This window comes from Bradyrhizobium sp. CB2312 (assembly GCF_029714425.1).
Taxonomy (GTDB): Bacteria; Pseudomonadota; Alphaproteobacteria; order Rhizobiales; family Xanthobacteraceae; genus Bradyrhizobium.
This window is the reverse complement of record NZ_CP121668.1, coordinates 8,836,964-8,862,451: the sequence shown is the minus strand read 5'-3', so window position 1 is coordinate 8,862,451 and position 25,488 is coordinate 8,836,964. Positions and strand designations below refer to the sequence as shown.

At 65.1% G+C, this 25,488-nt stretch carries 24 protein-coding genes; 11 read left to right on the top strand and 13 right to left on the bottom strand.

Annotation, left to right across the window (positions count from 1 at the left end):
* Positions 1-28: 28 nt before the first annotated feature.
* A complete protein-coding gene (locus tag QA642_RS42270; RefSeq protein ID WP_283082090.1) occupies positions 29-226 on the top strand; it encodes a DUF1858 domain-containing protein in 198 nt (65 codons plus the stop codon).
* An 85-nt stretch (positions 227-311) separates the two neighbouring features.
* On the opposite strand, the gene QA642_RS42265 is transcribed toward QA642_RS42270, so the two are convergent.
* Positions 312-1,022, bottom strand: a complete 711-nt coding sequence (locus tag QA642_RS42265) for a Crp/Fnr family transcriptional regulator (RefSeq protein WP_283082089.1) — start codon at positions 1,020-1,022, stop codon at positions 312-314.
* A 128-nt stretch (positions 1,023-1,150) separates the two neighbouring features.
* On the opposite strand from QA642_RS42265, the gene QA642_RS42260 reads away from it, so the two are divergent.
* The gene (locus QA642_RS42260; RefSeq protein WP_283082088.1) at positions 1,151-2,362 is read left to right on the top strand and encodes an NnrS family protein; all 1,212 of its coding nucleotides are present in this window, start codon (positions 1,151-1,153) and stop codon (positions 2,360-2,362) included.
* A 3-nt stretch (positions 2,363-2,365) separates the two neighbouring features.
* On the opposite strand, the gene QA642_RS42255 is transcribed toward QA642_RS42260, so the two are convergent.
* Positions 2,366-3,403 (bottom strand): AraC family transcriptional regulator, encoded by a 1,038-nt coding sequence (locus QA642_RS42255; RefSeq protein ID WP_283082087.1) that lies wholly within the window; start codon positions 3,401-3,403, stop codon positions 2,366-2,368.
* 205 nt (positions 3,404-3,608) lie between these two features.
* On the opposite strand from QA642_RS42255, the gene QA642_RS42250 reads away from it, so the two are divergent.
* Positions 3,609-4,229, top strand: a complete 621-nt coding sequence (locus tag QA642_RS42250; RefSeq protein ID WP_283082086.1) for a response regulator — start codon at positions 3,609-3,611, stop codon at positions 4,227-4,229.
* Between the two features lie 172 nt (positions 4,230-4,401).
* Positions 4,402-6,081, top strand: a complete 1,680-nt coding sequence (locus QA642_RS42245) for a mucoidy inhibitor MuiA family protein (protein ID WP_283082085.1) — start codon at positions 4,402-4,404, stop codon at positions 6,079-6,081.
* A gap of 120 nt (positions 6,082-6,201) precedes the next feature.
* Here QA642_RS42245 and QA642_RS42240 read toward each other — a convergent pair whose 3' ends face one another.
* From QA642_RS42240 to QA642_RS42225, 4 genes are read right to left on the bottom strand one after another with little or no spacing between them, the layout of a single operon-like run.
* Positions 6,202-7,017, bottom strand: a complete 816-nt coding sequence (locus tag QA642_RS42240) for a heme ABC transporter ATP-binding protein (RefSeq protein ID WP_283082084.1) — start codon at positions 7,015-7,017, stop codon at positions 6,202-6,204.
* On the bottom strand, positions 7,014-8,108 hold the full coding sequence (locus tag QA642_RS42235) for an iron ABC transporter permease (RefSeq protein WP_283082083.1): 1,095 nt from the start codon (positions 8,106-8,108) through the stop codon (positions 7,014-7,016). Before QA642_RS42235 ends, QA642_RS42240 begins: the two co-directional genes overlap by 4 nt.
* A complete protein-coding gene (locus QA642_RS42230; RefSeq protein WP_283082082.1) occupies positions 8,105-9,055 on the bottom strand; it encodes a hemin ABC transporter substrate-binding protein in 951 nt (316 codons plus the stop codon). The genes QA642_RS42235 and QA642_RS42230 overlap by 4 nt, the downstream gene beginning before the upstream one ends.
* Positions 9,056-9,061: 6 nt before the next feature.
* Positions 9,062-9,268 carry a hemin uptake protein HemP gene (locus QA642_RS42225; protein WP_027560996.1) on the bottom strand — a complete coding sequence of 69 codons (207 nt, stop codon included), beginning with the start codon at positions 9,266-9,268 and terminating at the stop codon, positions 9,062-9,064.
* Between the two features lie 266 nt (positions 9,269-9,534).
* On the opposite strand from QA642_RS42225, the gene QA642_RS42220 reads away from it, so the two are divergent.
* The 6 genes from QA642_RS42220 to QA642_RS42195 all read left to right on the top strand — a co-directional run bounded on the left by QA642_RS42220 (position 9,535) and on the right by QA642_RS42195 (position 14,925).
* Positions 9,535-11,883 carry a TonB-dependent hemoglobin/transferrin/lactoferrin family receptor gene (locus QA642_RS42220; RefSeq protein ID WP_283082081.1) on the top strand — a complete coding sequence of 783 codons (2,349 nt, stop codon included), beginning with the start codon at positions 9,535-9,537 and terminating at the stop codon, positions 11,881-11,883.
* A gap of 99 nt (positions 11,884-11,982) precedes the next feature.
* Complete coding sequence (locus QA642_RS42215) at positions 11,983-12,315, top strand: antibiotic biosynthesis monooxygenase (RefSeq protein WP_283082080.1); 333 nt, start codon at positions 11,983-11,985, stop codon at positions 12,313-12,315.
* Between the two features lie 23 nt (positions 12,316-12,338).
* The gene (gene hutX, locus QA642_RS42210; RefSeq protein WP_283082079.1) at positions 12,339-12,842 is read left to right on the top strand and encodes a heme utilization cystosolic carrier protein HutX; all 504 of its coding nucleotides are present in this window, start codon (positions 12,339-12,341) and stop codon (positions 12,840-12,842) included.
* Positions 12,843-12,868: 26 nt separating this feature from the next.
* Complete coding sequence (gene exbB / locus QA642_RS42205) at positions 12,869-13,645, top strand: tonB-system energizer ExbB (RefSeq protein WP_283082078.1); 777 nt, start codon at positions 12,869-12,871, stop codon at positions 13,643-13,645.
* Between the two features lie 3 nt (positions 13,646-13,648).
* Positions 13,649-14,095: a TonB system transport protein ExbD gene (gene exbD, locus QA642_RS42200; protein ID WP_283082077.1), complete on the top strand. Its 447-nt coding sequence runs from the start codon at positions 13,649-13,651 to the stop codon at positions 14,093-14,095.
* Positions 14,095-14,925, top strand: coding sequence for an energy transducer TonB (locus QA642_RS42195; RefSeq protein ID WP_283082076.1), 831 nt, complete (start codon positions 14,095-14,097; stop codon positions 14,923-14,925). The genes exbD and QA642_RS42195 overlap by 1 nt, the downstream gene beginning before the upstream one ends.
* 244 nt (positions 14,926-15,169) lie before the next feature.
* On the opposite strand, the gene QA642_RS42190 is transcribed toward QA642_RS42195, so the two are convergent.
* The 6 genes from QA642_RS42190 to QA642_RS42165 all read right to left on the bottom strand — a co-directional run bounded on the left by QA642_RS42190 (position 15,170) and on the right by QA642_RS42165 (position 22,252).
* Positions 15,170-16,525 carry an esterase-like activity of phytase family protein gene (locus tag QA642_RS42190; RefSeq protein WP_283082075.1) on the bottom strand — a complete coding sequence of 452 codons (1,356 nt, stop codon included), beginning with the start codon at positions 16,523-16,525 and terminating at the stop codon, positions 15,170-15,172.
* Between the two features lie 140 nt (positions 16,526-16,665).
* Positions 16,666-17,634 (bottom strand): MBL fold metallo-hydrolase, encoded by a 969-nt coding sequence (locus tag QA642_RS42185; protein WP_283082074.1) that lies wholly within the window; start codon positions 17,632-17,634, stop codon positions 16,666-16,668.
* 131 nt (positions 17,635-17,765) lie between these two features.
* Complete coding sequence (locus tag QA642_RS42180) at positions 17,766-18,662, bottom strand: carbohydrate ABC transporter permease (RefSeq protein WP_283082073.1); 897 nt, start codon at positions 18,660-18,662, stop codon at positions 17,766-17,768.
* On the bottom strand, positions 18,655-19,611 hold the full coding sequence (locus tag QA642_RS42175) for a sugar ABC transporter permease (protein ID WP_283082072.1): 957 nt from the start codon (positions 19,609-19,611) through the stop codon (positions 18,655-18,657). Before QA642_RS42175 ends, QA642_RS42180 begins: the two co-directional genes overlap by 8 nt.
* 170 nt (positions 19,612-19,781) lie before the next feature.
* Positions 19,782-21,122: an extracellular solute-binding protein gene (locus tag QA642_RS42170; protein WP_283082071.1), complete on the bottom strand. Its 1,341-nt coding sequence runs from the start codon at positions 21,120-21,122 to the stop codon at positions 19,782-19,784.
* 86 nt (positions 21,123-21,208) lie between these two features.
* The gene (locus QA642_RS42165) at positions 21,209-22,252 is read right to left on the bottom strand and encodes a C-terminal binding protein (protein WP_283082070.1); all 1,044 of its coding nucleotides are present in this window, start codon (positions 22,250-22,252) and stop codon (positions 21,209-21,211) included.
* Positions 22,253-22,511: 259 nt separating this feature from the next.
* On the opposite strand from QA642_RS42165, the gene QA642_RS42160 reads away from it, so the two are divergent.
* Positions 22,512-24,197, top strand: coding sequence for a methyl-accepting chemotaxis protein (locus tag QA642_RS42160; protein ID WP_283082069.1), 1,686 nt, complete (start codon positions 22,512-22,514; stop codon positions 24,195-24,197).
* A gap of 276 nt (positions 24,198-24,473) precedes the next feature.
* On the opposite strand, the gene QA642_RS42155 is transcribed toward QA642_RS42160, so the two are convergent.
* The gene (locus QA642_RS42155; protein WP_283082068.1) at positions 24,474-25,451 is read right to left on the bottom strand and encodes a tripartite tricarboxylate transporter substrate binding protein; all 978 of its coding nucleotides are present in this window, start codon (positions 25,449-25,451) and stop codon (positions 24,474-24,476) included.
* Positions 25,452-25,488: the final 37 nt, after the last annotated feature.

The following is a 25,488-nucleotide window of genomic DNA, read 5'->3' as shown; positions in this document are numbered from 1 at the left end:
CTATGGTCACTTCGGAACGGAGTTGTCCATGCCCTTCCGATCTGACGATCTGGTCGACGACATCATGCGTACGGCGCCGCACTCGATCCGCGTGTTCCTCGCTTTCAGGATGGCCTGTGTCGGCTGTCCGATCGCAACCTTCCATACCGTGGAGGACGCCTGCCGCGAGCATGGTATCGACCAGGACAAATTCCTCGCCGCGCTGTGCGAATGCGTGCCGGCGTGAGGTGGGTTGGAGTTCGCGCGTGTCACGCGAATTCCTGGGTGAGGGCGGTCTTTCGCCGTAAGCGGAAGCGCCCTCACCCCTATTTTCATGAGGGCCCGCTGTCCGCCGTCCGTTCCGCCAGCACCACGATCCGGTGCGGATCGCGCAGGATGATGCGCTGGCGGCCGCTCTCGACGAGACCCTGACTCTCCCAGCCGCTCAGGATGCGGCTCACGGTATGCAGCGTGGTGCCGGTCATCTGCGCGATGTCCTGGCGGCTGATCGGGAAGTCGATCTCGATGCCGTGGTCGAGCTTCTTGCCGGATTGCTTGGCGAGCCGCAGCAGCGCATGCGCGACGCGCTGCTCGACCTGCTGGGTCGACATTTCCAGGATGCGGGTGTGGCTCTCCTGGAGCCGCGCGCCGACGGTCTGTAGCGTGTTGGCGGCGAGCGAGGGAAATCGCTCGACCAGCCGCGGCCAGGCTGAATTCGGCCAGATCAGGACCACGCTGTCATCGACCGCCATCGCGGTCGCGGGATAATGCGCGGTGCCGATCGCCATCGCGAGCCCAAAAGTCTCGCCGGGCGCGACATAGCGCACCACGATCTGCTCGCCGGTCGGGGTGGTCTTGGCGGCGCGGACATGGCCGTGCAGCAGCAGGAAGAACGATTGCGCGTCCGCGCCCTGCTCGAAGATGGCGGTGTTCTTGGGATAGCGCGCCGAGCGGGCCTCGCGCAGGATCTCCTCGAGGTCCTCCGGCCTGACGCCGGCGAACAGCGGCAAATGCGCAACCAGCGATGTGTCGACCTTGGCCATTCTGCCTCCTTGGCATCAGGGAGTGTGATGGCACCTGCAATCGTCAGGCAGTTTGCGATAGCGCAAAACGGGCCGGCCGGACGGCAGTATTTTTCCAGACAAAGGTCCGAATTCACAGGAGTTGCCCCATGGCTGGCGCCCGATCCCGTAATTTTGAGGGCTGGCCGCTGTTTGCGAACAGTTTTCGGCCCTTTTTCCTGCTCGCTGCGATCCAGGCCGCACTGTCGATCTTGGCCTGGCTGCCGATGTTCTATGGCGAGCTATCGGTGACATCAGCTTTCGCACCGCGCGACTGGCACGTCCACGAAATGCTCTACGGCTTCCTGCCGGCGGTGATCACGGGCTTCCTGTTCACGGCGATCCCGAACTGGACCGGGCGGCTGCCGATCCAGGGCACGTCGCTGGGCGCGCTGCTGGTGGTGTGGCTTGCGGGACGCCTTGCAGTGACCCTGTCCGCCGAGATCGGATGGGCGTTTGCCCTTGTCGTCGATGCCGCCTTCCTGGCGCTGGTCGTCGCCGCCGCAACGCGCGAGATCATCGCGGGCGGCAATTGGCGCAATCTGCCGGTGGTGCTTCTGGTGCTCGTGCTGCTCGCGGGCAATGTCGGCTTTCATCTCGAAGCGCATTATGAGGGCGCCGCCGATGTCAGCATCCGCGTCGGCATCAGTGTGGTGATGCTGCTGATCGCGCTGATCGGCGGCCGCATCATCCCGAGCTTCACCCGCAACTGGCTGGTCAAGTTCAAGCCCGGCCGCCTGCCGGTGCCGTTCGGCCGCTTCGACGGCGCGGTGATCGGATTGAGCGCGCTCGCGCTCATCGCGTGGATCGTGACGCCGTTGAACATGATCACCGGCGCGCTGATGGCGCTCGTCGGCGTGCTGCACCTCGTGCGCCTTGCGCGCTGGGCCGGCGATCGCACCACGCGCGAGCGGCTGCTGCTGATCCTGCATGTCGGCTATGTCTTCGTGCCATCAGGCTTCATCCTGAATGCGCTGGCCGCCTTCGGCGAACTGCCGCCGAGCGCGGGCATTCACGCCTGGATGGCCGGCGCGGCCGGCACCATGACGCTCGCGGTGATGACACGGGCAAGTCTCGGCCATACCGGACAGGCGCTGACGGCTTCGCTCGCGACGCAAGGAATCTATGTCGCGATCATCGTCGCGGCGCTGGCGCGGGTCGCGGCCGTGGTGTTGCCCGCGCATGGCGATGTGCTCCTGCACATCGCCGCCTGCGGCTGGATCGTCGCCTTCCTCGGCTTTGCGGTCGCGTTCGGGCCGTTGCTCGCCGGCAGCCCGCGGCGCGCACTCGCCATCATGGGCGTGCCGGCTCCCGCCCGCTGAGGTCTAGGCCGCGCTGGCCGACGGCACGCCGGCCGGCTTGCCCAGCGGCCGCACGCCGCGCCGCCATTCGGTGATGCTGCAGCCGAAATGGCCGCGAAACCAGCGCGCCATCGCGCTCTGTGCGGAGAAGCCGAGCTGGGTGGCGATGTCGGCCAGCGGCCGGTCGGGATCGTCGATCAGCTGGATCACGAGATCGGCGCGCTGCGCGTCGAGGATCGCCGAGAAGCTGGTGCCGGCTTCGGCAAGGTGACGGTGGATGGTACGGCGGGTGCAGGCGAGGTGCTCGGCCACCCGCTCGACCGTGCAGTCACCGCTGGCGAGCAGGCTGCGCACGACCTCGTCGACCTTCCCTTCCCAGCTCGCCGGCCGGGTCTCGATCGCCTCGATGCGCTTGCGCAAATAGCTCGCGATCAGCGGATGCGCGCTCGGGATCCGCCGCTCCATGTCGTGCGCGGACAGCAGGATCGCATCCTCATCGGCATTGAAGACCACGCGGCAGCCGAAGAAATCGCGGTAGCGCTTGCGGTCATGCGGCGGCGGATAGTGCAGATGCACCTCCTGCGGCCGCCAGTCGCTGCCGAACAGCGACTGGATGATGCGATGGATGCTGCCGAGCGCCATGTCGATCGACTGCCGCGGCGCAGTCGGCCGCCTGCCGCGCAGATGCAGCGTGAGGGTCACCGTCTGCTTGTCCTTGATGACGTCGAGCTTCATGCCGTCATGATGGACATGGATGAAGCGCGAGAATGCCGCGATGGCCTCGCGGACGGTCGCCTGCTCGCGCACGATCAGGCCGACAGCGCCGAAATTGGTGAGGCCGCCGCGCTCGGCGAGCCGCAAGCCGAAATCTTCGGCACCCGACGCCTTTGCCGACAATTCGAGCAGCCGGCGCAGGCTCGTCACGGCAATGGGCGTATCGGGCTTGTCCAGCACGGCCAGCGGCAGCCTGACCTTGCGCATCATCTGCTTAGGGTCGAGCCCGACCGACCGGGCGACCTCCGCGTAGTAGCTCAAGCCTGCGCTGCGAATGAGATCGGTCATGTGAACCGCTCGTGCCAGCCATTCCCGCAGATGTCCCGAAATGTAAAGTTTCTGTCCCGATCCGTCAAATCCGGGAACATGATGGAACATACATAAGAGAAACCGAAGCACCGGCGTGAATGCCGTGCTCACGACGGCGTGGCTGGGCGATGGGGCCCGCCTCCGTCTCGGACCCATTTGACCAAGACATTGCTGGATCGGGATTATGCCTGGGAACATGCTTTCCAAGGGTGAGGTATTCGTCATCGACACCGACGCCGCCTCCCGCGAACAACTTGCCAACGCGCTCCAGCAGAGTGCGTATGACGTGATCTGCTTTGCCGATGGCGCATCGCTGCTGTCGGAAGCCAAGGCGCGGATGCCGGCCTGCGTGCTGCTGGAGATGCCGCCCGATCGCTCCGCCCTCGACGTGCTCAAGCGCCTGCGCGAGGAGAACTGCATGGCGCCGGTGCTGGTGACCTCGGCCAACGGCAGCATTTCCATGGCGGTCGACGCCATCAAGAGCGGCGCGGCCGACTTCATCGAGAAGCCGTTCCGCACCCACGACATCGTCGGCCGGATCGATGCCGCCATCGACGAGTTCGGCCAGCCTGCCTCGAACCGCCAGCGCTGGCTGCCGGGCTGCGAGCCCCTGACCGGGCGTGAAGGCGAGGTGCTCGAGCATCTCGCCGCCGGCCTCACCAACAAGGAGATCGCCCGGCGCATGCACCTGAGCGCGCGGACGATCGAGGGCTACCGCGCCAGCATCCTGAAGAAGGCCGGCGCCAAGAACGTGACCGATCTGCTCCGCCGCATCTTCGGCCAGGGCTCGCCCAATCAGGGCTGACGGCCTTCCGCCGCGGGACGACTCGTTCCGCGGCCATGGTGCCGCCGTAGCGGTGCCCCATGGAAACCTCAATCGAACCGGTTCCTTCCCCGCCGCGTCCAACCATGTTGGCGAGGCATTTGATCGCGCGCGTCCGGCTGGCGGCGCGGCGATACCGGCAGAGAGGAATTTTATGCGCATCACCGCAAGATTTTTGGCAACGACGAGCCTGGTTCTGGTGACCACGGTCTTCGCGTCGCATTCATGGGCCGCCGATGTGGACGCCACATCGGCCATCGACGCCGTCACCGTCTATCCCGATGGCGCCACGGTCACTCGGATCATCTCGGTCGACCTGCCGTCCGGCGACACGACCCTGGTCGCCAAGGACTTTCCACTTGGTCTCGATAGCTCCTCCATCCGCGTCGAGGGTGAGGGCGGATCAAAACTCACCATCGGCACGATCGATGCACGGACGCCGCGCGCGGCACCGGTCAACCTGCCCGAGCTGGACAAGCGCATCGAGGCCCTGAACGACCAGCGGACCGACCTGCAAGGCGCGATCGACGCGGCGAATGCGCGACGCAAGTTTGCGGAACACTTTGCGGAAGCGTCCCCCGTCGGCATCGGCGAGAAGGGCGAGGCGCGGCCGATCGCCGAATGGCGCGCGGCCTTTGCCGCGGTCGGCGAGGAAATCGCGAGCGCCGATACCGCCGTCCGCGACGCCACGCGCAAGCTGCGCGAGATCGATCGGCAGATCGCCCAGCTCGAAGTCGAACGCAAGGCCAAGCCGCCGAGCAAGCTCGAAGTCCGCATGGACATTGCTTCGCCCGCCGCCACCAAGGCGACGTTGCGGGTCACTTACAATGTGCGCAATGCGCGCTGGCTGCCGCTCTACGACGCCCGGCTCGACACCGGCGCCAAGGACCGCAAGCCGCAGCTGGAGCTGGTCCGCCGCGCCGAGGTCACGCAATCGACCGGCGAAGACTGGTCCAACGTGACGCTCGGCGTCTCCACGGTCCGCATCAGCCGCGGCGGCAGTGCGCCGGAGCTGGGTTCGCTGGTGGCGCAATATCCGCAAATTCCCAAGCCGATGGCGCTCGGCGCGGCGTCAGACCTGGCGCGGCCCGCTCCAGTAGCGCGACAGATGCAGAGCCCATCCTTCGCAGCCAAGGTCGCGGAGTCGCCCGAGCCGCGTGAGCGGGCCGACGAACAGCAGGCCGTCGCGGAGATCGGCGACTTCCAGGCCACGTTCAAAATTCCCGGCCGCGTCAGCCTTGGCGCCGCCGAAGGCGCCAAGAGCCTGCGCATCGCCTCCATGAACGTGCCCGCCGATCTTGCCGTCCGCGCGGCGCCTGTGATCGACCCGACCGCCTTCCTCGAAGCCAGCTTCAAGCAGACCGACGACACGGCGCTTTTGCCGGGTAAGGTCGCGATCTATCGCGATGGCGTCTTCGTCGGCCGCGGCAAGCTCTCGGCGTCGGCCAAGGACGACATCGTGCGGCTCGGCTTCGGTGCCGACGACAAGGTTAGAATCGAGCGCGCCGTGCTCAAGCGCAACGAAGGCTCGGCCGGCCTGCTCGTGACGACGTCGAAGACCGACGAGCGTTCGTTCAAGACGACGATCCGCAACGGCCACGACTTCCCGATTCGCGTGGCGATCGAGGATCAGCTGCCGGTCAGCGAGAACGAGGACATCGTCGTCGAGATGCTGCCCGCGACCACGCCGCCGACAGCAAGCAACATCCGCGACAAGCGCGGCGTGCTGGAATGGTCGTTCGACGCCAAGCCCGGCGAAGTCAAGGACATCAACTTCGCCTGGCGCGTCCGCTGGCCGAAGGACAAGGGCATGGTGATCGCGCCGGCGGGCTAGGATGCTAGCCGCGCTCCCTCTCCCGCTTGCGGGTGAGGGCTCTGTCCTCTAGGAGATTGTCCCGTTGCGGAGACACCCTCTCCCCAACCCTCCCCCGCAAGCGGGGGAGGGAGCGCAGCTTCACCGCGGTGGCAGTTCAGCTTGCACCGCCGCCCGCATCGATTGTGGCAGCACATACGGCACACCGTCATCGCCCCTGTGCACGGCGGCGTCGATCTCGAAGATGTCGCGGATGATCTCGCGCGTGACGATGTCTACGCGCGGGCCGTCGGCGGCAAGCCGGCCGCCGTTCAGCACGTTGAGCCGATTCGCAAAGCGGATCGCGAGGTTGAGGTCGTGCAGGATGGCGATCACGGCGGTGCCGGTGCCAGCGCGGCGGCGCGCCGCTTCGACGAGGTCGATCTGGTGACGCAGGTCGAGGCTCGAGGTCGGCTCGTCCAGCAATAGAAGTCCTGGCCCGTGCTCGGCCTCGCCGCAGGCGAGCTGCACCAGCACGCGGGCAAAATGGGCACGCTGCTGCTCGCCGCCTGATAGCGTCGGCAATTGCCGGTCGCGGAAATGCGAGAGGCCAACCTCGTCCAGCGCCGCGTCGACGAGCGCGCCAGCATCGCGCGGGCTGCGCTCGCTCGCGCCCATCAGCACGATCTCTTCGACGGTAAACGGGAAGGTGACGTTGATGTGCTGGGACAGCATGGCGCGGCGCGCGGCGAGCTCGCGCGGCGTATAGCTGCTGATGTCGCGCTGCTTCAGCCGCACCTCGCCCTCGCTCGGGCGGAGATCGCCGGAGAGCAGCCGCAGCAAGGTCGATTTGCCGGCGCCGTTCGGGCCGATGATCGCGACCATCTCGCCGGCCGCGACCGTCAGGCCGACGCCGTCGAGCAGCGTCGCGCGACCGGCGCGCTTGCTTAAGCCCCGCGCCTCGATCACGGCGGTCATAGCGAGGCGAGCCCGCGCTGCCGCAGCAGGATGCCGAGGAAGACCGGCGCGCCGACCGCCGCGGTCAGGATGCCGATCGGCATCTCCGCGGGCGCCACGATGGTGCGCGCCAGCGTGTCGGCGCCGACCATGAGCATCGCACCGAGCAGAACTGATGCCGGCAGCAGCAGCCGATGCGCCGGCCCGATGACGAGGCGCAAGAGATGCGGCACCACGATGCCGACGAAGCCGATGACGCCGCTGATCGACACCGCGACGCCCGTCATGGCGGAGACCATCACGATCGAGATTTTCTTGAGACGCTCGACATCGACCCCGCCGTGAAACGCGTCGGCTTCGCCGAGCACCAGCAGGTCCAGACCGCGCGCGATGAACGCGCAGGCGGCAAGCCCGATGACGAGGACCGGCGCGAGCACGGCGGCCTTGGTCCAGGTCGCGCCGCTCATCGAGCCCAGCATCCAGAACGTGATGTCGCGAAGCTGGCGGTCGTCGGCGATGAACACCAGGAGCCCGATGCCGGCATTGGTAATGGCGGTGATGGCGACGCCGGCGAGCAGGAAGATCGCGATCGAAGTCCGTCCCGCGCGGCTGGAGATGCCGTAGAGGATCCCGGTGGTGGCCAGCGATCCCGCGAAGGCCGCGAGCGGCAACAGCTCGGTCTGGGAAAAGCGCAGCGTCTCGCCGAAGCGCGAATCCGTGAAGACGATCGCGCTTGCAGCCGCCAGTGCGCCGCCGCTGGAGACGCCGACCAGCGCGGGATCGGCCAGCGGATTGCGGAACAGGCCCTGCATGATCGCGCCAGCTGCGGCGAGCAGGCCGCCGACCATCGCGGTGGCCGCGATCCGGGGAATGCGGATCGACCACAGTACGAGCTGGTCGCGCGCCGTCATGGCATCGGCGGGTGTGCTGCCGGAAAAACCGAGCGCCGCAGACAGACGAGTGAGAGGAATGCCAGCCGCACCGACCGTCAGCGCAACGATGGCGGTGACGACCAGCACGGCGAGAAGGAGGGGAATCGCGACCGATGTGAACCGACGGCCTGCACCGGCGCGTCGTGGGCTCCGTCCCTCGGTGCCGACCGCCACGCTCATTGCCGGCAATTCGCCGACGACAGGGTCGATGTGAACGTGCCGCCCTCGGCCAATGCCGGATAGAGCTTTACGGAGAGATCACGCGCCGCCGCCGCCGTACGCGGCCCGAAGCCGAGCAGATAGAGCCCGTCCATCGTGACAAAACTCTTGTTGGCGGCGACCGACGTCAGCGCGAAGCCGGGATGGGCATAGACCGCGTCGGCCTGCAGCGAATCCTTGCCGCGCTCGATCGAGAGGACAACATCGGGCTTGGCTGCCACGATCGCCTCGTCGCCGATGATCTTGTAACCGTCGTAATCGTCGACGGCATTGGCAGCGCCGGCGAGCTGGATGATCTCGTCGGCCGCGGTCTTGCGGCCGGCGACCATCGCCCGCCCGTTCTGGAGCGACATCACGAACATCACGCGCACCGGCTTGGTCACCTTGGCGCGCAGCGCGCGGAGTTGGGCGAGATCGGCGCCGACCGCGGCGCTCAGGCATTCGGCGCGCGCATCGACGCCCATGGCGTGGCCGACCAGCCTGATCTTTGCGAGCAAACCGTCTTCGGAGAAGGTCTCGGGCACCAGCACCAGCGGCACCTTCGCGGTCTCCAGGATGTCCATGGTCTCGCGCGGGCCCGAGCCCTGGATCGCCAGGATCAGCGTCGGGTTGAGGCCGAGCACGCCCTCGGCCGAGATCTGGCGCATGTAGCCGACATTGGGTTTGTCGTGCAGCGCTGCCGCCGGATAGAGGCTCGTGGTGTCGACGCCGACCAGCCGGCTCTCGAGCCCGAGCGCATAGAGGATCTCGGTAATGGCGCCGCCGATCGAGACGGTGCGCGCGAAGTCGGCAACGGTGACATCGCGATTGCGCGCATCATGCACGGTGATGCCGGCGGCGTGCGCCGAGGAGCCGAGCGCGATCGTGCCTGACAGCAGGAGGTTTGCGAGGGTGCGACAAAATGCCATTGCGATCTACTTCGTCAGGATCAGCTTGTTTTGCGAGGTCAGACGAAGGCGATAGCTGTCCTCGCCATGCGTGATGATGATCTCGCGCTCCGCCGCAAACAGCTCGCGGCTGTCGATCCGGCTTCCTCGCATGGTCAAGGTTCTCGTTGTTGCAGAAGGGCTTTGTGTCGGCCCTGCCGCATCGCCGCTATTGTCTCCGGACGCTGCCGACATGGTCGTGTGATGCGCTTTCGAATGCTTGAGTGCTGCCTGTTTGTATAAGCGGCGCGAAGCGCATTCCAACGGCCGCAATTTACAATCGATATAAACTGCAACCTGACGTCATTGACCGCCTGAGTGTTGCCACGTAACCAATTGTGACAGCGGACAGCAGGTCCGCGACTCGAGAAAATCAGCCAGCCAGCCAGTCGTTCGCTTTGCGAACGCACGCCAGCCAAACGACTCCAAAAAACTGAAGTGAAGTGCAGGCTGGGGCTGATATGGCTGACGGGGCTAGGTATTCGCGCGCCCTGATTTTGGGCGCGTCGGTGGTTTCAATGACGGCCGTGGTGACGGAGAGCAGTCTCGCGCAGACCGCTCCGCCGCAGGTCGAAAATGCGTCGTCGGAACGCACCAAGCAGGCCAGGCGCAAGCCGGCCAACCCGCAAGTTGCGCAGCAGGCAACGGCTGATGTCATGAATGCCCGCGCGCAGGCCGGCGGCACGGCGCCGGTTCAGGTGCTTGATACTATTACTGTCGCCGCAACGAAGACTAAGGAGCGCGCGATCGACGCGCTCGCTCCCGTCAGCTCGATCTCGCTCGATCAGATCCAGGGGCTTCAGCCGAACCGGCTGTCGAACATCTTCTATGCTGTGCCCGGCGTGTCGTTCCAGGAGCGCGGCGACGATCCCGCGACAGTCATCAACATTCGCGGCTTGCAGGATTTCGGCCGCGTTGCTGTCGTCGTCGACGGCGCGCGGCAGAACTTCCAGCGCACCGGTCACAACGCCAACGGCTCGTTCTTCCTCGATCCTGAATTGATCGGCGGCGTCGACGTCGTGCGCGGACCCACAGCCAACATCTACGGCTCGGGTGCGATCGGCGGTCTGGTCTCCTTCCGCACCAAGGACATCAACGACGTGCTGCGTCCCGGCGAGCGCTGGGGCGTCGATCTCTCCGGATCCTACGGCACCAACAATGCGCGCGGCCTCGGCTCGGTGTTTGGCGGCGTGCGCGCCACGCCCGACGTCGACATCTTCGGCGGCGCGGTCTACCGCACGCAGGGCAATTACAAGGACGGCAACGGCACCGAGATCGGCAACACCGGCAACCAGGTCGAAGCCGGGTTACTGAAGCTCACGGTGCGCCCGGCGCTCGGTCACGAGGTCAAGTTCGGTGCCACCTTCCAGGACTGTCAATACAATATCGGCCAGTTCAACACCGGCCCGGTGGCGACCGCGGCCCAGCGTGCGCTCTATCAGGGCTCGTCGGTCTATGCTTCCGACGTCAAGAACTACGCCGGTACGGTGACCTGGAACTACTCGCTGCCGAGCGACAATCTGTTCGACACGCACGTATCGCTCTACGGCAACCGCACCGACCAGGACCAGACCAAGACCTATCACTATTCGACCTCAGGCGCGGCCTATTGCGGCGCCGGCAATTTCGGCAACAACATCTCGGGCTGCGTCGGCGACAAGCGCGGCTACACGCTCAACACCGTCGGCTTCGACGCCAACAACACCACACGCTTCAATGTCGGTGACTGGCGCAATGCCGTGACCTACGGGGTCGATGCGTTCCAGGACGACGTGATCACGACCGACAGCCGCGGCAACTCCAACATCACGACGCCGAGCGGCATCCGCACCGTGTCGGGCGGCTTCCTGCAGCTCAAGCAGAATTACGACACATGGTTCGAAGCCATCAGTGCGATCCGTTACGACCGCTATAATCTGCAGTCGGGCACGACGAATACCGGTGGCGACCGCTTCTCGCCGAAGATCACGCTCGGCGTCACGCCGGTCGCGGGCTTCCAGCCCTATGTCAGCTATGCCGAAGGCTATCGCGCGCCCTCGATCACCGAAACCGTGATCTCCGGCGCGCATGCGACCGGCGGCGGACCGGCCTTCTTCGTCTGTCCGAACGGCACGACCGGTCTGTTCTGCTTCCTGCCCAACCCGAATCTTCGCCCCGAGGTCGGCAAGAACAAGGAAATCGGCATCAACCTGAAATACGACAACATCTTCACCGCCTCCGACTCCTTCCGCGGCAAGATCAATCTGTTCCGTAACGACGTCAGCGACTACATCGACCTCGTCGCCTCGACGCGGGTCCCGACCGGGTTTGGCTCGTTCAGCCAGTTCTACCAATACCAGAACGTCGCGCAGGCCCGCATCGAGGGCTTTGAGGCCGAGACGATGTACGATGCCGGCGACTGGTTCGTCGGCCTCGCCGGCCACTACATCAAGGGCAAGAACGTCCAGACCAATATCGGGCTCGCGACCATCACCCCGACCAAGGTCGTGACCACAGGCGGTGTCCGCCTGCTCGATCGCAGCCTGGTCCTGTCGGCGCAGTGGGCGTCCTACGGCCCGAACAACGACATCCCCGCCGGCTATGTGCCTTCGACCGGATACGACCTGATCAACCTCTACATGACCTACGCCGCGACCAAGGACATCGTGTTCTCGGCCTCGATCGACAATCTGCTGAACCAGTACTACCGGCCTTATGCCATTCCCGGCAGCTCGACCGACGGCACCACGCAGAACGACGTGCTGTGGACGAGTCCGGGTCCGGGCAGGGTCTACAAGGCCGGCCTGAGGATCCACTTCGGAGGTGCGTAAGCCCTGGGGCGCCGCAACACCACAAACTTCCGCCGGGCCGCGCTGATGCTCCAGCGCGGCTTCGGCGCACTTTCGTCTTGAGAAGAAGGAGAGACTTTTATGTTCATCGCCATGAACCGGTTTCAGGTGAAGAAGGGCGCGGAGACCGCGTTCGAGACCGTCTGGGCTACCCGCGAATCCTATCTCGGCAACATGCCGGGCTTCGTCGAATTTCATCTGTTGAGGGGCCCGGAAGCCGAGGACCACACGCTGTATTCGTCGCACACCACCTGGGTCGACAAGGCAGCCTTCGAGGCCTGGACGCGCTCGGAGGAATTCCGCCGCGCTCATGCCCGCGCCGACAACAGGACCGGCGAGAGCCTCTATCTTGGTCACCCCAAGTTCGAAGGCTTTGAAGTGATTCAGAGCGAGCGCAAGGCCGCGGCCGCTTAGATAGCGCGGGAGAGGAGCCGGACATGCTGAGTACCGATCTCGCCGAGCTCAAGGCGTATATGGCCGACAATCCCGGCGCGGTGATCGAGGACGTCGCACGCGAGCGCAAGGTCAGCCCGCGCGCCGTGATCGAGGCGTTGCCGCCGTCCATGGTGCGCATCGGCGGCGGCGAGCATTTCGCCGCCGCCATGCAGGACATCGCGGAGTGGGGCGAGGTCACGCTGATCGTCCACACGGATGATGCGATCTTCGAGTTCACGGGCAGCATTCCCGCGGGCGAGATCGGCCGCGGCTATTTCAACCTGATGCAGCCGAAGGGACTGCACGGCCATCTCCGCGACGAGCGTTGCGCGGCCGTTGTATTCGTAGAGCGTCCCTTCATGGGCAAGACGTCCGCCTTCATTGCCTTCGTCGATGCCGACGGCGGCATCATGTTCAAGGTGTTCGTCGGCCGCGACGAGACCCGGGCGCTGCGCAGCGATCAGCTGGCGCGCTTCCGGCAGCTTGCGGACCGCATCGCCGCGTAGCCACTTTCTATCGACGGGAGATCAGGATGCAGGGCATTTTCAGGCTTCGGCACATGATCGTGACAATCGCGCTGACGCTTGCGCCGGCGCCGGCCTTCGCGATCGACGAGGCGCTGCTGCCGCGCAATTTGTCGCCGTGGGGCATGTTCCTCGGTGCCGATCTTGTCGTGAAGGCGGTGATGGTCGGGCTCGGCATCGCCTCGCTGGTGACGTGGACGGTGTGGCTCGCCAAGAGCATCGAGCTGCGCCGCAAGGGTGCGCTTGCCCTGCGGCGCACGCGCGCGCTCGAAGGCAATATCAGGCTTGCGGAAGCCGCCGAACGGGCCGGCGATGCGCACGACGCGGTCGCCCAGTTGATCCAGTCCTGCGCCAAAGAGGCGGAGCTCTCCGGCGGCGTGCTCGATGACGGCCTTCAGGAGCGCGTCGCGCTGCGGCTGGAGCGAGTCGAGGCGGCGATGTCGAGGCAAATCGCGCGCGGCACCGGCGTGCTCGCGACCATCGGCGCCACCGCGCCGTTCGTCGGCCTGTTCGGCACGGTCTGGGGCATCATGAATTCCTTCATCGGCATTTCCGAGAGCCACACCACCAGCCTTGCGGTCGTCGCACCCGGCATCGCGGAGGCGCTGCTTGCGACCGCGCTCGGCCTCGTCGCCGCGATCCCGGCGGTCGTGATCTACAATCACCTCGTCCGCGGCATCGCCAATTACCGCGCGCTGCTCGGGGACGCCTCGGCGCAGCTGATGCTGCTGGTCAGCCGCCAGCGCGATCACCGAGATTTCCGTTTGGCTCGGGCGGCGGAGTAGGCCATGGCTTCCAAGCTCGGTGCACGCACCGGATCGCCGCTGAGGCGCGGCGACCCCGACGATCTCGACGTCACCCATGAGATCAACGTCACGCCGTTCATCGACGTGATGCTGGTGCTCTTGATCATCTTCATGGTGGCAGCCCCGCTCGCCACTGTCGATATCGGCGTCGAGCTGCCGGCGACCGCCGCCGAGCCAGCTCCGCGGCCGGACAAGCCGACCTTCGTCACGGTGAAGCCGGATCTGACCGTCGCCGTCGGCGAGGACACCATGGCGCGCGATGGTCTCGCCGCGGCACTCGATGCCGCCACCAAGGGCCGCAAGGACGAGCGCATTTATCTGCGCGCCGACAAGGCGGTGAGCTACGGCGACCTGATGGAGGTGATGAACACGTTGCGCAATGCCGGCTATCTCAAGGTCGCCCTCGTCGGCCTCGACGGGCGCAGCTGATGACGGCCAACGCCTTCGCCCTGCACGAGCCGCTTCATGAGCGCGAAACCGCGCGGTGGGGCGTCTCGGCGGCGGTCATGGTAGCGCTGCATATTGCCGCTGCGTTGCTCGCGATGAACTGGATCAAGTCGCAGCCGGAGCAGGGCGTCAGCCTGCCGGCCATCATGATCGACATGACACCGGAGACCTCGGCGCCGCAGTCGACGGCGCTCGATATCGCGCCTGGACCTGTCATGGAGCAGGCCGACGCCTCGCCGCCGGAGCCGGTGCAGCAGCAGACCGTCGAGGAGATGCTTGCGCCGACACCGCCGCAGGAGAAGCCGGATGTGGTGGCGCCGCCGGAGCAGAAGCTCGAGCCGACACCGGCGAGGCCCGAGCCGGCGAAGATCGTGCCGGTCGAAAAGCCAGCGCCCGAGAAGCCCAAGGTGGTCCGCCGCGAGGCGAAGAAACCGTCGGACGCAACGCCTGCGCCGCGCACCAGCGCCCCGCCGCGCGCCGCGCGCGCGGCGCCGATGGCATCGGCCATGAGCGCCGGCGCAGTCGCTTCAGCCATCGCGTCCTACAATCAACGCGTCCGCGCGCATCTGATGCGCTTCCACTCCTACCCGTCCGGCGGCAACGGCCAGCGCGGCGTCGCAAGGCTCAGCTTCACCGTCGGCCGCAGCGGGCAGGTGACATCGAGCCGTCTCGGCGGCTCGTCCGGCGTTGCCGCGTTCGATGCCCAGGCGATGTCGATGGTCCGCCAGGCCTCGCCGTTTCCGCCGATCCCCGAGGAGATCAAGAACGGCGCGATGAGCTTTTCGATCCCGGTGGAATTTACGGTGAGGTGACGACGCTGTCTCACTCCATCTCCCCGTTCTTACGGGGAGAGGGTGGGGTGAGGGGCTGTCTCAGCAAACTCATCGAGAGTGCGGGAATGGAATTCTATCCTCGTCATTGCGAGCGCAGCAAAGCAATCCAGAATCTTTCCGCCGAGACAGTCTGGATTGCTTCGCTGCGCTCGCAATGACGGAGGGTGAGGCGCCGCTGTCGGTTCCAACCCTCTCCCCGTAAGAACGGGGAGAGCGCCTCGCCTTACTTCGCCTTCAGGAAATCCGCGACTTCGAGCAGCATGAACTCGTCGTCGTCGGCCTTGTTGGGATCGCGGCTGGAGGAGAACGGCAAATTGTTGTCGTTGCCGACGATGATGTGGGTGTCGTCGACGCGATCGACGTTCTCGATGGTGAAAAACGGGAAGGTGTAGACGCCGTCGTTGAGCGGCTTCCGCGCCTTCTTGTCGGGGTCCTGGATCTTCAAGAGGTCGATATAGCCGATCTTGCGCACGGGCTTGCCGACATTGGCGTCCGAGAGCTCGATCTTGTAGACGCGCTTGAACTTGGCGATGTCAGGGAAGCAGTTCTCGCCGCGCTGGCCTTGCGGGCAGGCCTTGTCGGCGGTGCCTTCGCCATTGTCGCGCTCGATGATCAGGCCGGCCGTCGGGTCGATCATGTTGAAGTCGCCGATGGCGTTGCCGTTCTGCTCGAACACATACTGCCAATAGCGGCCGGTGAATTTTTCGGCGGCGACGTCGAATTCGAGGATGCGGGAGGCTTCCTTGCCGTCGACCTTCTCCCAGTCCTTCTTCTCGGCATCCCACAGCGGTCCCTCGAGCAGGCCGTAGAGGAACTTGCCGTCCTTCGAGGCGGCAAAGCCCTCATAGCCCTTGGAGCGGCGCAGATTGACGTTGGTGTAGGTCTGGCCCGGCGCGCCCGGCGTTGCCACCGCCCAATTGTCAGGCGAGCGTACCGGCTTGCCGTCGGCAACCGTCTCGAACACGGCGAGGATCTTGCCTGATTTGTCGGCCTTCAGGATGTAGGGGCCGAACTCGTCGCCGATCCAGAAGACGTCGCCGATGATCTGGAAACCTTCGGTGTCGAAGTCGGAGCCGGTCAGGTAGCGCTTCTGGGTGTCCTCGTGCACGATGCGGAAGGGGACCTTCTTGTCGGGATCGTGCAGGAAGACCGTCTCCTGGCGCTCGATCTTGCCGCTGGCCCAATCCATCTTATAGCGGTTCAGGTACAGCATCGAGTCCGGCGAGTTGGCGCGCGCGCCCATGCCGTTGTCGGTGATCACCCAGTAGCTGCCGTCGGCCATGTGCTTGATGCCGGAATGGCCCTGCAGCGGCTGGCCCTTGAACGGCAGCGAGACGCCGGTCGGACGCTCATAGGACTTGCCCATCACGGTGCCGAGCGCGTCGACGCGCTTGCCGGTGGTGTACTTGCCGGAGGTCTTGAGATCGGCGGGCGCGTCGGCCGGCGCGTCGATGTAGGTGGCGGCCGGCATCACCACGTGGCCGGCGAGCTTGGCCGGGAATTCGCCCTCGCTCTGCGCGAGCGCGGTGCTCCCTGTGAGAATGATCGTTGCGACGGTGGCAAGAAAAGTCGCGCGCATGTGCGTCTCCTGTTAAGCGGACGACGCCTTATGCGGATTGCGTGTTGCAGTTTTGTGAAACCGGGCGAATGGCCGCAGGGCCCGGTTACTCCCTTACCGCGCGGGTGAGTCGCAGCGCATCGCAAGCGCTGCAGCCGGCATCACACGCCCTCATAGACCAGCCTGGTGAAGTAGCCGGGATCGACGAGGAACTGCCCAAATTTCGCATCGAATGCGGCCGTGGGCTTGGCAGCAACAATCTCGTCGCGCGACTTTCCCTGCTTCTTGAGATTGCCGACATTGTCCCTGATCGCGACCAGCATGTCGCGGAATGCCTGCAGCTCCGCCTTGTTGCTGACGGGCTTGCCGTGACCGGGAATGATGATGGTGTCGTTGTTGGCCGCCGCCAGATTGGCATCCGACGCCGCGATCATGCCGTTGATGCTGCCGCCGGTCGAATAGTCGATGAACGGATAGATGCCGTTCCAGTAGGTGTCGCCGACATGAAGGACGTTGGCCTCGGTAAACATCACCGAAATGTCGCCGTCGGTATGTGCCGGCCCGTAGTACCTCATCGCAATCGATGCGCCGTTGACCTTGAGATCATGCTCCTTGGCGAACACCTGGGCCGGGACGGCGCTGGCGGGCAGGGCGAGGAAGTTATAGTCCCAGTCCTCGACCCGCTGAACGACGGAGAGGTGCTTGCGGGTATTTTCGTGCGCAATGATCTTGGCGCCGGCCGCCTGCAGCCATTCATTGCCGTCGGCATGGTCGAAGTGCCAGTGCGTATTGATGAGGTGCGCGATCGGCTCCTTGCCGAGCTCGGCCATCGCCTTGGTGAGCTGAGGGCGCGAGACGCCGATGCCGGCGTCGACCAGAAGCTTGCCGTCAGGTCCCGTGAGGACGGCGATGTTGCCGCCGGATCCTTCCAGCACACTGATATTGTTGCGCAGCTTGTAGGTCGTGATCGGGGACGTTGCCGCACTGTCCTTGATCAGGCTGACGAGGCCGCGCGCCTCTGCGAAGGCCTGTCGCGGCGTGAGCCAACCCGTTGTCGCGGCAAAGGCGCCGCCGACGCAGCACAGACAAAAGCCCCGTCGGGACAACGAAGGGAGTTCTGGCGATCCCATGCAATGCTCGCTTTCTTCGATGCTTATTGGCGGCGCCAACGATCGAACCGGCCGCAGGGACGGGTGGTAGCACCAAAGAAGGCAAGCGATCTACCACGATAGCACGATAAGCCGTGGTCGCGCGGACGCTGCTACTCCTTGACCGCGCCGGTCAGCGACGACACGTAATAGTCCACGAACAGCGAGTAGAAGATCGCGACCGGCAGCGAGCCGAGCAGCGAGCCCGCCATCAGCGCACCCCATTGGTAGACGTCGCCGGTAACGAGCTCGGTCAGGATCGCGACCGGAACGGTCTTGTTGGCGCCGCTCTGGATGAAGGCGAGCGCGTAGATGAACTCGTTCCAGGACAGCGTGAAGGAGAAGATGCCGGCCGAGATCAGGCCGGGCACCGCAAGCGGCAGCGTGATCCGGCGCAGGATCTGCAGCCGCGTCGCGCCGTCGACCAGCGCGCATTCCTCGAGCTCGTAGGGGATCGACTTGAAATAGCCGATCAGGAGCCAGGTGCAGAACGGCACCAGGAAGGTCGGATAGACCAGGATCAGGGCAAGCGGCGAGTCGAACAGGCCGAACTGCACCACGACGGTGGCCAGCGGAATGAACAGGATCGACGGCGGCACGAGGTACGCGAGATAGATGCCGAGTCCCACATAAGGACTGCCGCGGAAGCGCAGCCGCTCGATGGCATAGGCCGCCAGCGTGCTCGCGAGCAGCGACAGCGTGGTCGAGCCGATCGCGACCAGCATCGTCGTCTTCAGCCAGCGCGGATAGGAGGTGTCGAACAGCAGATGCTTGATGTGCGCTAGCGTCGGCGAGGAGATCCAGAACGGATTATGGTCCTTGTAGTTGAGCAGCTCCGCGTTCGGCTTGAACGAGGTGATCGCCATCCAGTAGAACGGAAACAGCAGGATCAGCACGAAGCAGCCGAGCGGCAGGTAGATCATCATCAGCCGCCGCAGCCCGGAATCCCAGGCCATGGTGTCGGGAGCGGCCTTGGCGACGGCAGAGCCTTGCGCGACGGTGTCAGTCATTGCTCTCTCCCTGCTGCCATTTGCGGCGCGCCAGGCCGAAATAGGAGAACACTGTCGCGAACACCAGGAACGGGATCATCGATACCGCGATCGCGGCGCCTTCGCCGAGCTCGCCGCCGGCGATGCCGCGCTGGAACGCCAGCGTCGCGAGCAGATGGGTCGAGTTGACGGGCCCGCCGCGGGTGATGGCATAGACCAGCTGGAAGTCGGTGAATGTGAAGATGATCGAGAAGGTCATGACGATGGCGAGGATCGGCATCATCATCGGGAAGGTGATGTAGCGGAAGCGCTGCCAGGCGCTGGCGCCATCCAGCATCGCGGCTTCGTACAACGAGGGCGAGATGGTCTGCAGGCCCGCCAGCAGCGAGATCGCGACGAAGGGAATGCCGCGCCAGATGTTGGCGGCGATCAGCGAGAACCGCGCCGGCCAGGGCGAGCCGAGGAAGTCGATATTGCTCGATCGCCAGTGCAACACGTCGACCAGCAGATAGGAGATGATCGAGAATTGCGGATCGTAGATCCACCAGAACGCCAGCGCCGACAGCACCGTCGGCACGATCCAGGGCAGGAGCACGATGGCGCGCAAGAGGCTTTTGAACGGAAAATGATTATTGAGCAGCAGCGCGAGCCAGAAGCCGAGCGCGAACTTCCCGAAGGTCGCGACCGCCGTGTAGAACACGCTGTAGAACACCGCGTTCCACCACAGGGGATCGGTCAGCAGATACTGGAAGTTCTCCAGACCGACGAAGATGCCGCGCCGTCCGATCGTGGTGTCGGTGAAGGCGAGCCAGATGCCAAGGCCAAGCGGATAGGTCAGGAACACCGCGAGCAGCCCGAGCGCCGGTGCAAGGCACATCGCGATCAGGAACGGCTTGTAATCGAACAGCCGCACGACCCAGTTCGGCTGCCGCTGCGCCAGTGCGGGGGAGGAGAGGGTAGTCACGGACATCAGGGCGTTGTCCTGTCTTTGAAAGTCACCACACCGTCATTGCGAGCGAAGCGAAGCAATCCAGTCTGTTTTCGAAGGGATAGTCTGGATTGCTTCGTCGTTTCAGTGCAAAATTGCTTCGCAATTTTGTCACGTGCTCCTCGCAATGACGATGGCTCGATCGTCGCGCACTACTTCTGCCGCCGGAAGTACCGCTTGCAGCGCTGCTCGGCCTCGGCCGCCGCGGCCTCCGGCGTGGCAGCGCCGGTTGCGACGGATGCGCACATCTGGATCAGCACATAATCGGCGCTGACCGCGCCGGTCGCGGTCGAGATCGGGCCCTTGTAGCCGTCATAATAGGTGCTGTTCATCGTGTCCTTGAACAGCCTCACCTTGGGATCCTGCGACCACACGGCCGCCTCGGCATAGGCGGCCAGCGGCTGGGACCAGTAGCCGGAGTTGGCATTGAGCCAAGGCTCGTACTGGTCCTTTTCCATCATGTACTGCAGGAAGGCTTTTGCGGCGTTGGGGTACGGGCTGTGCTTGAACACCATGGCGTTCAGCGTCAGGCCGGCCATCGGAGAGACCTTGGCGAGGCCCTTGGGCAGCAGCTGATGCTCGCTATCCTCGGCGATCGCCTTGGTCGCGGGGTCGTTCTTGAGCGAGAAGTACAGCGAGACGCCGTTGGCCGTCAGCGAGATCTCCTGCGAGGAATAGGCGCGGTTGTTGCTGACGTCGTTCCATGACGGCGTGCCGGCGATGAAGGTCGGGTACAGCTCCTTGACCCAGTTCAGCGCGGCGATCGTCTCCTTGCTGTTGATGGTGACATTGCCCTCCTCGTCGAGCAGGGAGGCGTTGTGCGACCACAGCGCCCAGTTGGCGAAGCCGTTGCCGTCGCCCTTGGCGTTGCCGAGTGCGAAGCCGGCCGGCTTGCCGGCCTTGTGGAGCTTGCGGCACAGGTCGACCACGCCGGCATGATCTTCCGGAACCTTGTCGAATCCGACCGATTGCAGGGCCGACTTGCGGTAGATCAGGGGACCGGCAGTGGCGCCGAACGGCAGTCCGATCCAGGCATCGCTCTTGTTCTTCTTGCCGTAGCGTTGCGCCAGCGGCAGCCAGCCGCCATAGCGCTTGCCGAGATAGTCGGCGACGTCGGTGAGCTCGATCAGCTTGTCGATATAGATGTGCGGCGCGTCGGAGAAGCCGATGATGATGTCGGGGCCGGCGCCGGAATTCGAGGTCACCGCGGTCTGCTGGTTGATGTCTTCCCAGCCGACGAAGTCGACCTTGACCTCGACGCCTGTCTCCTTGCTGAATTTCGCCGCGTTGGCGCGGAACACGTCCTCGTCGGCCTGGACGAAGCGCACCGGGCGCAGCATGCGCAGCGATGCGCCCTTCTCGATCTCGAGCTTGGGTGCCGGAACATCGGCAGCTTTGATAGTGGATGTTTGCGCTGCAGCACCGGTGGCAGCAAGCGTTGCGGCGGACAGGCCCAGCGCCAAGGCGTCACGACGTGTAAGGTCGTTCCTCATCAGTTCCTCCCTGTTGTCGTCCCCTCCCGGCGTTGATCGCCGGTGAAGGGTCTCGTCCGTCTGTGGCGCCTTTGCGCGCCGTCCGCCTAGCTGTTCGGTCCGCGATCCATGCTGACAGGCTGCCAGCGGCGGAGCGCGGTGTCTTGCAGCACCGACGGATTGACACAGCTTACCGGCCACATGCCCTGAAGCACCAGTGACAATTCGTAGCCCACGCGGCGCTTGCGCGCCTCGTCGAACCGTGCCGAGGCCGAGGCGACATGGGCGGTCAGGGTGACGTTCTCCATGCCGAGCAGCGGGTTGTTGTGCGAGGGCGGTTCCTTCTCCAGCACGTCGAGCGCGGCATGCGCGATCCACCCCTCCTGCAGCGCCTTGATCAGGCTCTCCTCGTCCACCGTGGCGCCGCGCCCGGTGTTGATGAAGACCGAGCCTTTCTTCATCTGCTGGAAGTGCTTCTCGGTCAGCATGTGATGCACTTCGGGTCTTGCCGGCGCGTGCATCGAGACGAAGTCGGATTGCGACAGCACCTCGTTCAGCGTCGCCGGGATGACGCCGTGATCGTACATCAGCGTCTCCTGGATGAAGGGATCGTAGGCCATCATGCGCAGGCCGAAGGGCGCTGCGCGTTTCGCAACCGCGCGGGCGACACGGCCGAACGAGATGAAGCCGAGGGTCTGGCCCATCAGCCGCGGAATCTTCAGGAGCGCTGGCCGGCCCTCGGCCCAGCGGCCGTCGCGCACCATGCGGTCCTGCTCGACCAGGCGGCGGAAGCCCGCGAGCAGCAGCATCATGGCGTGGTCGGCGACCTCCTCGATGAAGGTGTCGGGGATGTTGGTGACGGGAATGCCGCGGGCGGTGGCGGCCTTGACGTCGACGCTGTCGACGCCGACCGAGCCGAGCGTGATGACCTTGCAATTGTCCAGCGCGTCGATGATCGACTTGGTGATCGGGATGCCCTTGGCATAGATGGCGTCGGCGGTCTTCGCGGCGGCGATGAACTCGGCCTCGTTGGCGGGGGCCTCGACGATCTCGGCGTCGATCGGATCGAGCGCCTCGCGCTCGTAGGAGTAATCGCTGCCCGCGACCGTGAAGCTCGCGCCCTTCGGCGTTACCACCCTGTATTTCGGCATTTCTGGCTCCCGATTTGGTTTGTCGGTTCTTGTTGCGGGCCCGGCCTTCTGGCGGGCCTTTGCGTCTTTTACGCGAAATCGATGCGAGCGCGTACAATTCCCGGTTGTCCCTCGCGAGGATATTTGCCGATTTCAACGGCATATTCCGGGCTTCTACGGAGGCACGTAAGTAACTTGCTAAGGGGTCTCACACTAAAAGTTGATTCAATTTGTATCGATTCACTCGCTTGCCGTATCCCTTTCTCGCCGGAGTCATCCCGTGAAGTTGAGCAATCTGAAGATCGCCCCCAAGTTGGGCATCCTTGTCGGCGTCACCCTGTTCGGTCTGTGCATCTCCGGCGTTCTGGCCGGGTACCTGATGAAGCAGGAGATGGTGAATGCCCGCATCGACCAGACCAAGGCGATCGTCGAACTGGCCCGCAACTATGCCGCGACGCTGATGAAGCGGGTCAATGCCGGCGAGATGACCAAGGACGCCGCGTTTGCGGACCTGCGTCGCTACGGCAGCGCGATGACTTACGACAAGGGCTCCGGCTATCTGTTCGGCACCAGCTATGACGGCATCACGCAGATTGCGCCTGATCCGAGGGTGATCGGCCAGAACCGCATGGATGTGGAGACGAACGGCCGCAAGCTGTCCCGCGAGTTCATGGACGGCGTCAAGGCCAACGGTGAACTCCTGCTCTTCTACGAATACATGAAGCCCGGCCAGGAGAAGCCGATCCGCAAGCTCGGCTACGCGGTCGCTGTCCCCGGCTTCGAGATGTATCTCGGCACCGGCGCCTATCTCGAGGACATCGACGCCAAGATGGGACCGGTCTACTGGATGCTCGGCTTCGCCATGCTCGGCATCGTCATCGTCGCCGGCAGCGTCGCCTGGATGATCGGCCGCAGCATCAGCCGTCCGCTCGCGTTGCTCGGCGCCCGCATGAAGGATCTCGCCGACGGCAAGCTCGAGGGTGAGATCCCCGGCGTCGGCCGTGGCGACGAGGTCGGCGCGATGGCGTCCACCGTCCAGATCTTCAAGGACAACGCAGTGCGCATCCGCGACCTTGAGAAGACCGAGGCGGACGCCAAGGAGCGCGTCGCGACGGAACGTCGCAGCGCGATGGAGGGCATTGCCAACGATTTCGAACGCAGCGTCAACGGCATCGTCCGCTCGGTCTCCTCGGCCGCGGCCGGCATGCAGTCGACGGCGCAGTCGATGACCGCGACCGCGAGCGATGCCTCCTCGCGCGCGGCCACCGTCGGCGCGGCCTCGCAAAAGGCCTCCGGCAATGTCGGCACGGTTGCCGCCGCCGCCGAAGAGCTGTCGAGCTCGGTTGCGGAAATCTCCCGCCAGGTCACCCGCTCGACCGAAGTGGCGAGCAAGGCGGTCAACGATGCCGAGCGCACCAATGCCACCGTCCAGGTGCTCTCCTCCGGCGCCGAGAAGATCGGCGAGGTCGTCAAGCTGATCCATTCGATCGCGGCGCAGACCAACCTGCTCGCGCTCAACGCCACCATCGAGGCGGCGCGTGCCGGTGAGTCCGGCCGCGGTTTCGCCGTCGTCGCCTCCGAGGTCAAGGCGCTCGCCAACCAGACCGCGAAGGCGACCGAGGAGATCTCGGCGCAAGTGGCGGCGATGCAGACCTCGACCAGCGACGCGGTTGCGGCCATCACCGGCATCACGCAGACGATTGCCGAGATGAGCGAGATCACCGCCGGCATCTCCGCCTCGATCGAGCAGCAGGGCGAAGCCACCCGCGAGATCGCCCGCAACATCCAGTCGGTCGCGGCCGGCTCGAGCGAGATCAACGCCAATATCGGCAGCGTCACCTCGGCCGCGGAAGCGACTGGTGCGGCAGCCACCGACGTGCTCACCAACGCCCGCGAGCTGGACAGCCAGTCCGGCGCCCTGCGCAGCGCGGTGGACAGCTTCCTCGCCAAGGTGCGAGCGGCGTAGCTCAACGCGCGAGCACTGCTACCAACCACGACGTCATGCCCGGGCTTGTCCCGGGCATCCACGTTCTTGAGCACCTCATCCGCGGACAGGCGTGGATGGCCGGGACATAGGCGAGCGGAAGCGACGCCGTCCTTCGAACGGCTATGCCCGGCCATGACGGAGAATGCCGAATTCGTAGGGTGGGCAAAGACGCGAACGTCGTGCCCACCTTTCTTTTCGAGTTTGCGGTGACGTCTCGGTGGGCACGCTTCGCTTTGCTCACCCTACGAAACCGTCCTACTGCTTCTCGATCCCCGCGTCGCGGATCAGCCGTTCCCACAGCACGAGCTGCTCATTCACGAACGTGCCGAGCTCCTCCGGCGTGCCCGAGAACGCATCCATGCCCAGCGTGGCGAGCTGGGCCTTGATCTCCGGCTTCTCGACGATCTTGCGGATCTCGGCATTGAGCCGTGTCACGATCTCCCTGGGCATGCCTGCGGGGCCGAAATAGCCCTGCCATGAGGAGATGTCGAAATCAGGCACGCCGGCTTCCTGCATTGAGGGCAGGTTCGGGACTAGCGGCGTGCGGTCCTTGGTGGTGACGGCGAGCGCGCGCAGCGCGTTGCCCTGGACGTGGGGCAGGCCGGTGAGGATGTCCACGAACATCATCGAGACGCGGCCGCCCATGACGTCGTTGAGCGCCGGCGGCGAGCTCTTGTAGGGCACGTGCAGCAGGTCGAGCCCGGCATTGTGCGCAAAGGTCGCACCCGACACGATCGCCGAGGACGAGCCCGAGGCGTAGCTCAGCTTGCCCGGATTGGCCTTGCCGTAGGCGACGAGCTCGGCGACGCTCTTGGCCGGCACGTCGGGGTGAATGACCAGCATGAAGGGCAGATCGCCAGTGCGCGCGATCGGCGTGAAATCCTTGACGGGGTCGTAGGTCAGGCTCTTGAGCAGATAGGGATTGGCCGAATGCGTCGTGTTGGTCGTCACCAGCAGCGTGTAGCCGTCGGGCGCGGCGCGCGCGACATAGGTCGCCGCGATCATGCCGTTGGCGCCCGCCTTGTTCTCGATCACGATGCCGACGCCGAGCGCCTGCGACAGATGCTGCGAGATCAGCCGCGTCGTGGTGTCGGTGCCGCTGCCGGCGGCAAACGGCAGCACCAGCGTGATGTTGCGGCTCGGCCACGTATCGGCCTGCGCGGCGGATGCGGTGGCGAAGCAAAACAGAGCCGCGCCGGCGGTGCGCAGGGCCCGGATCAGTGATGACAGCATGTGCGGACGTTCCCTCTTTTTTCGTTGGCGGGGAACC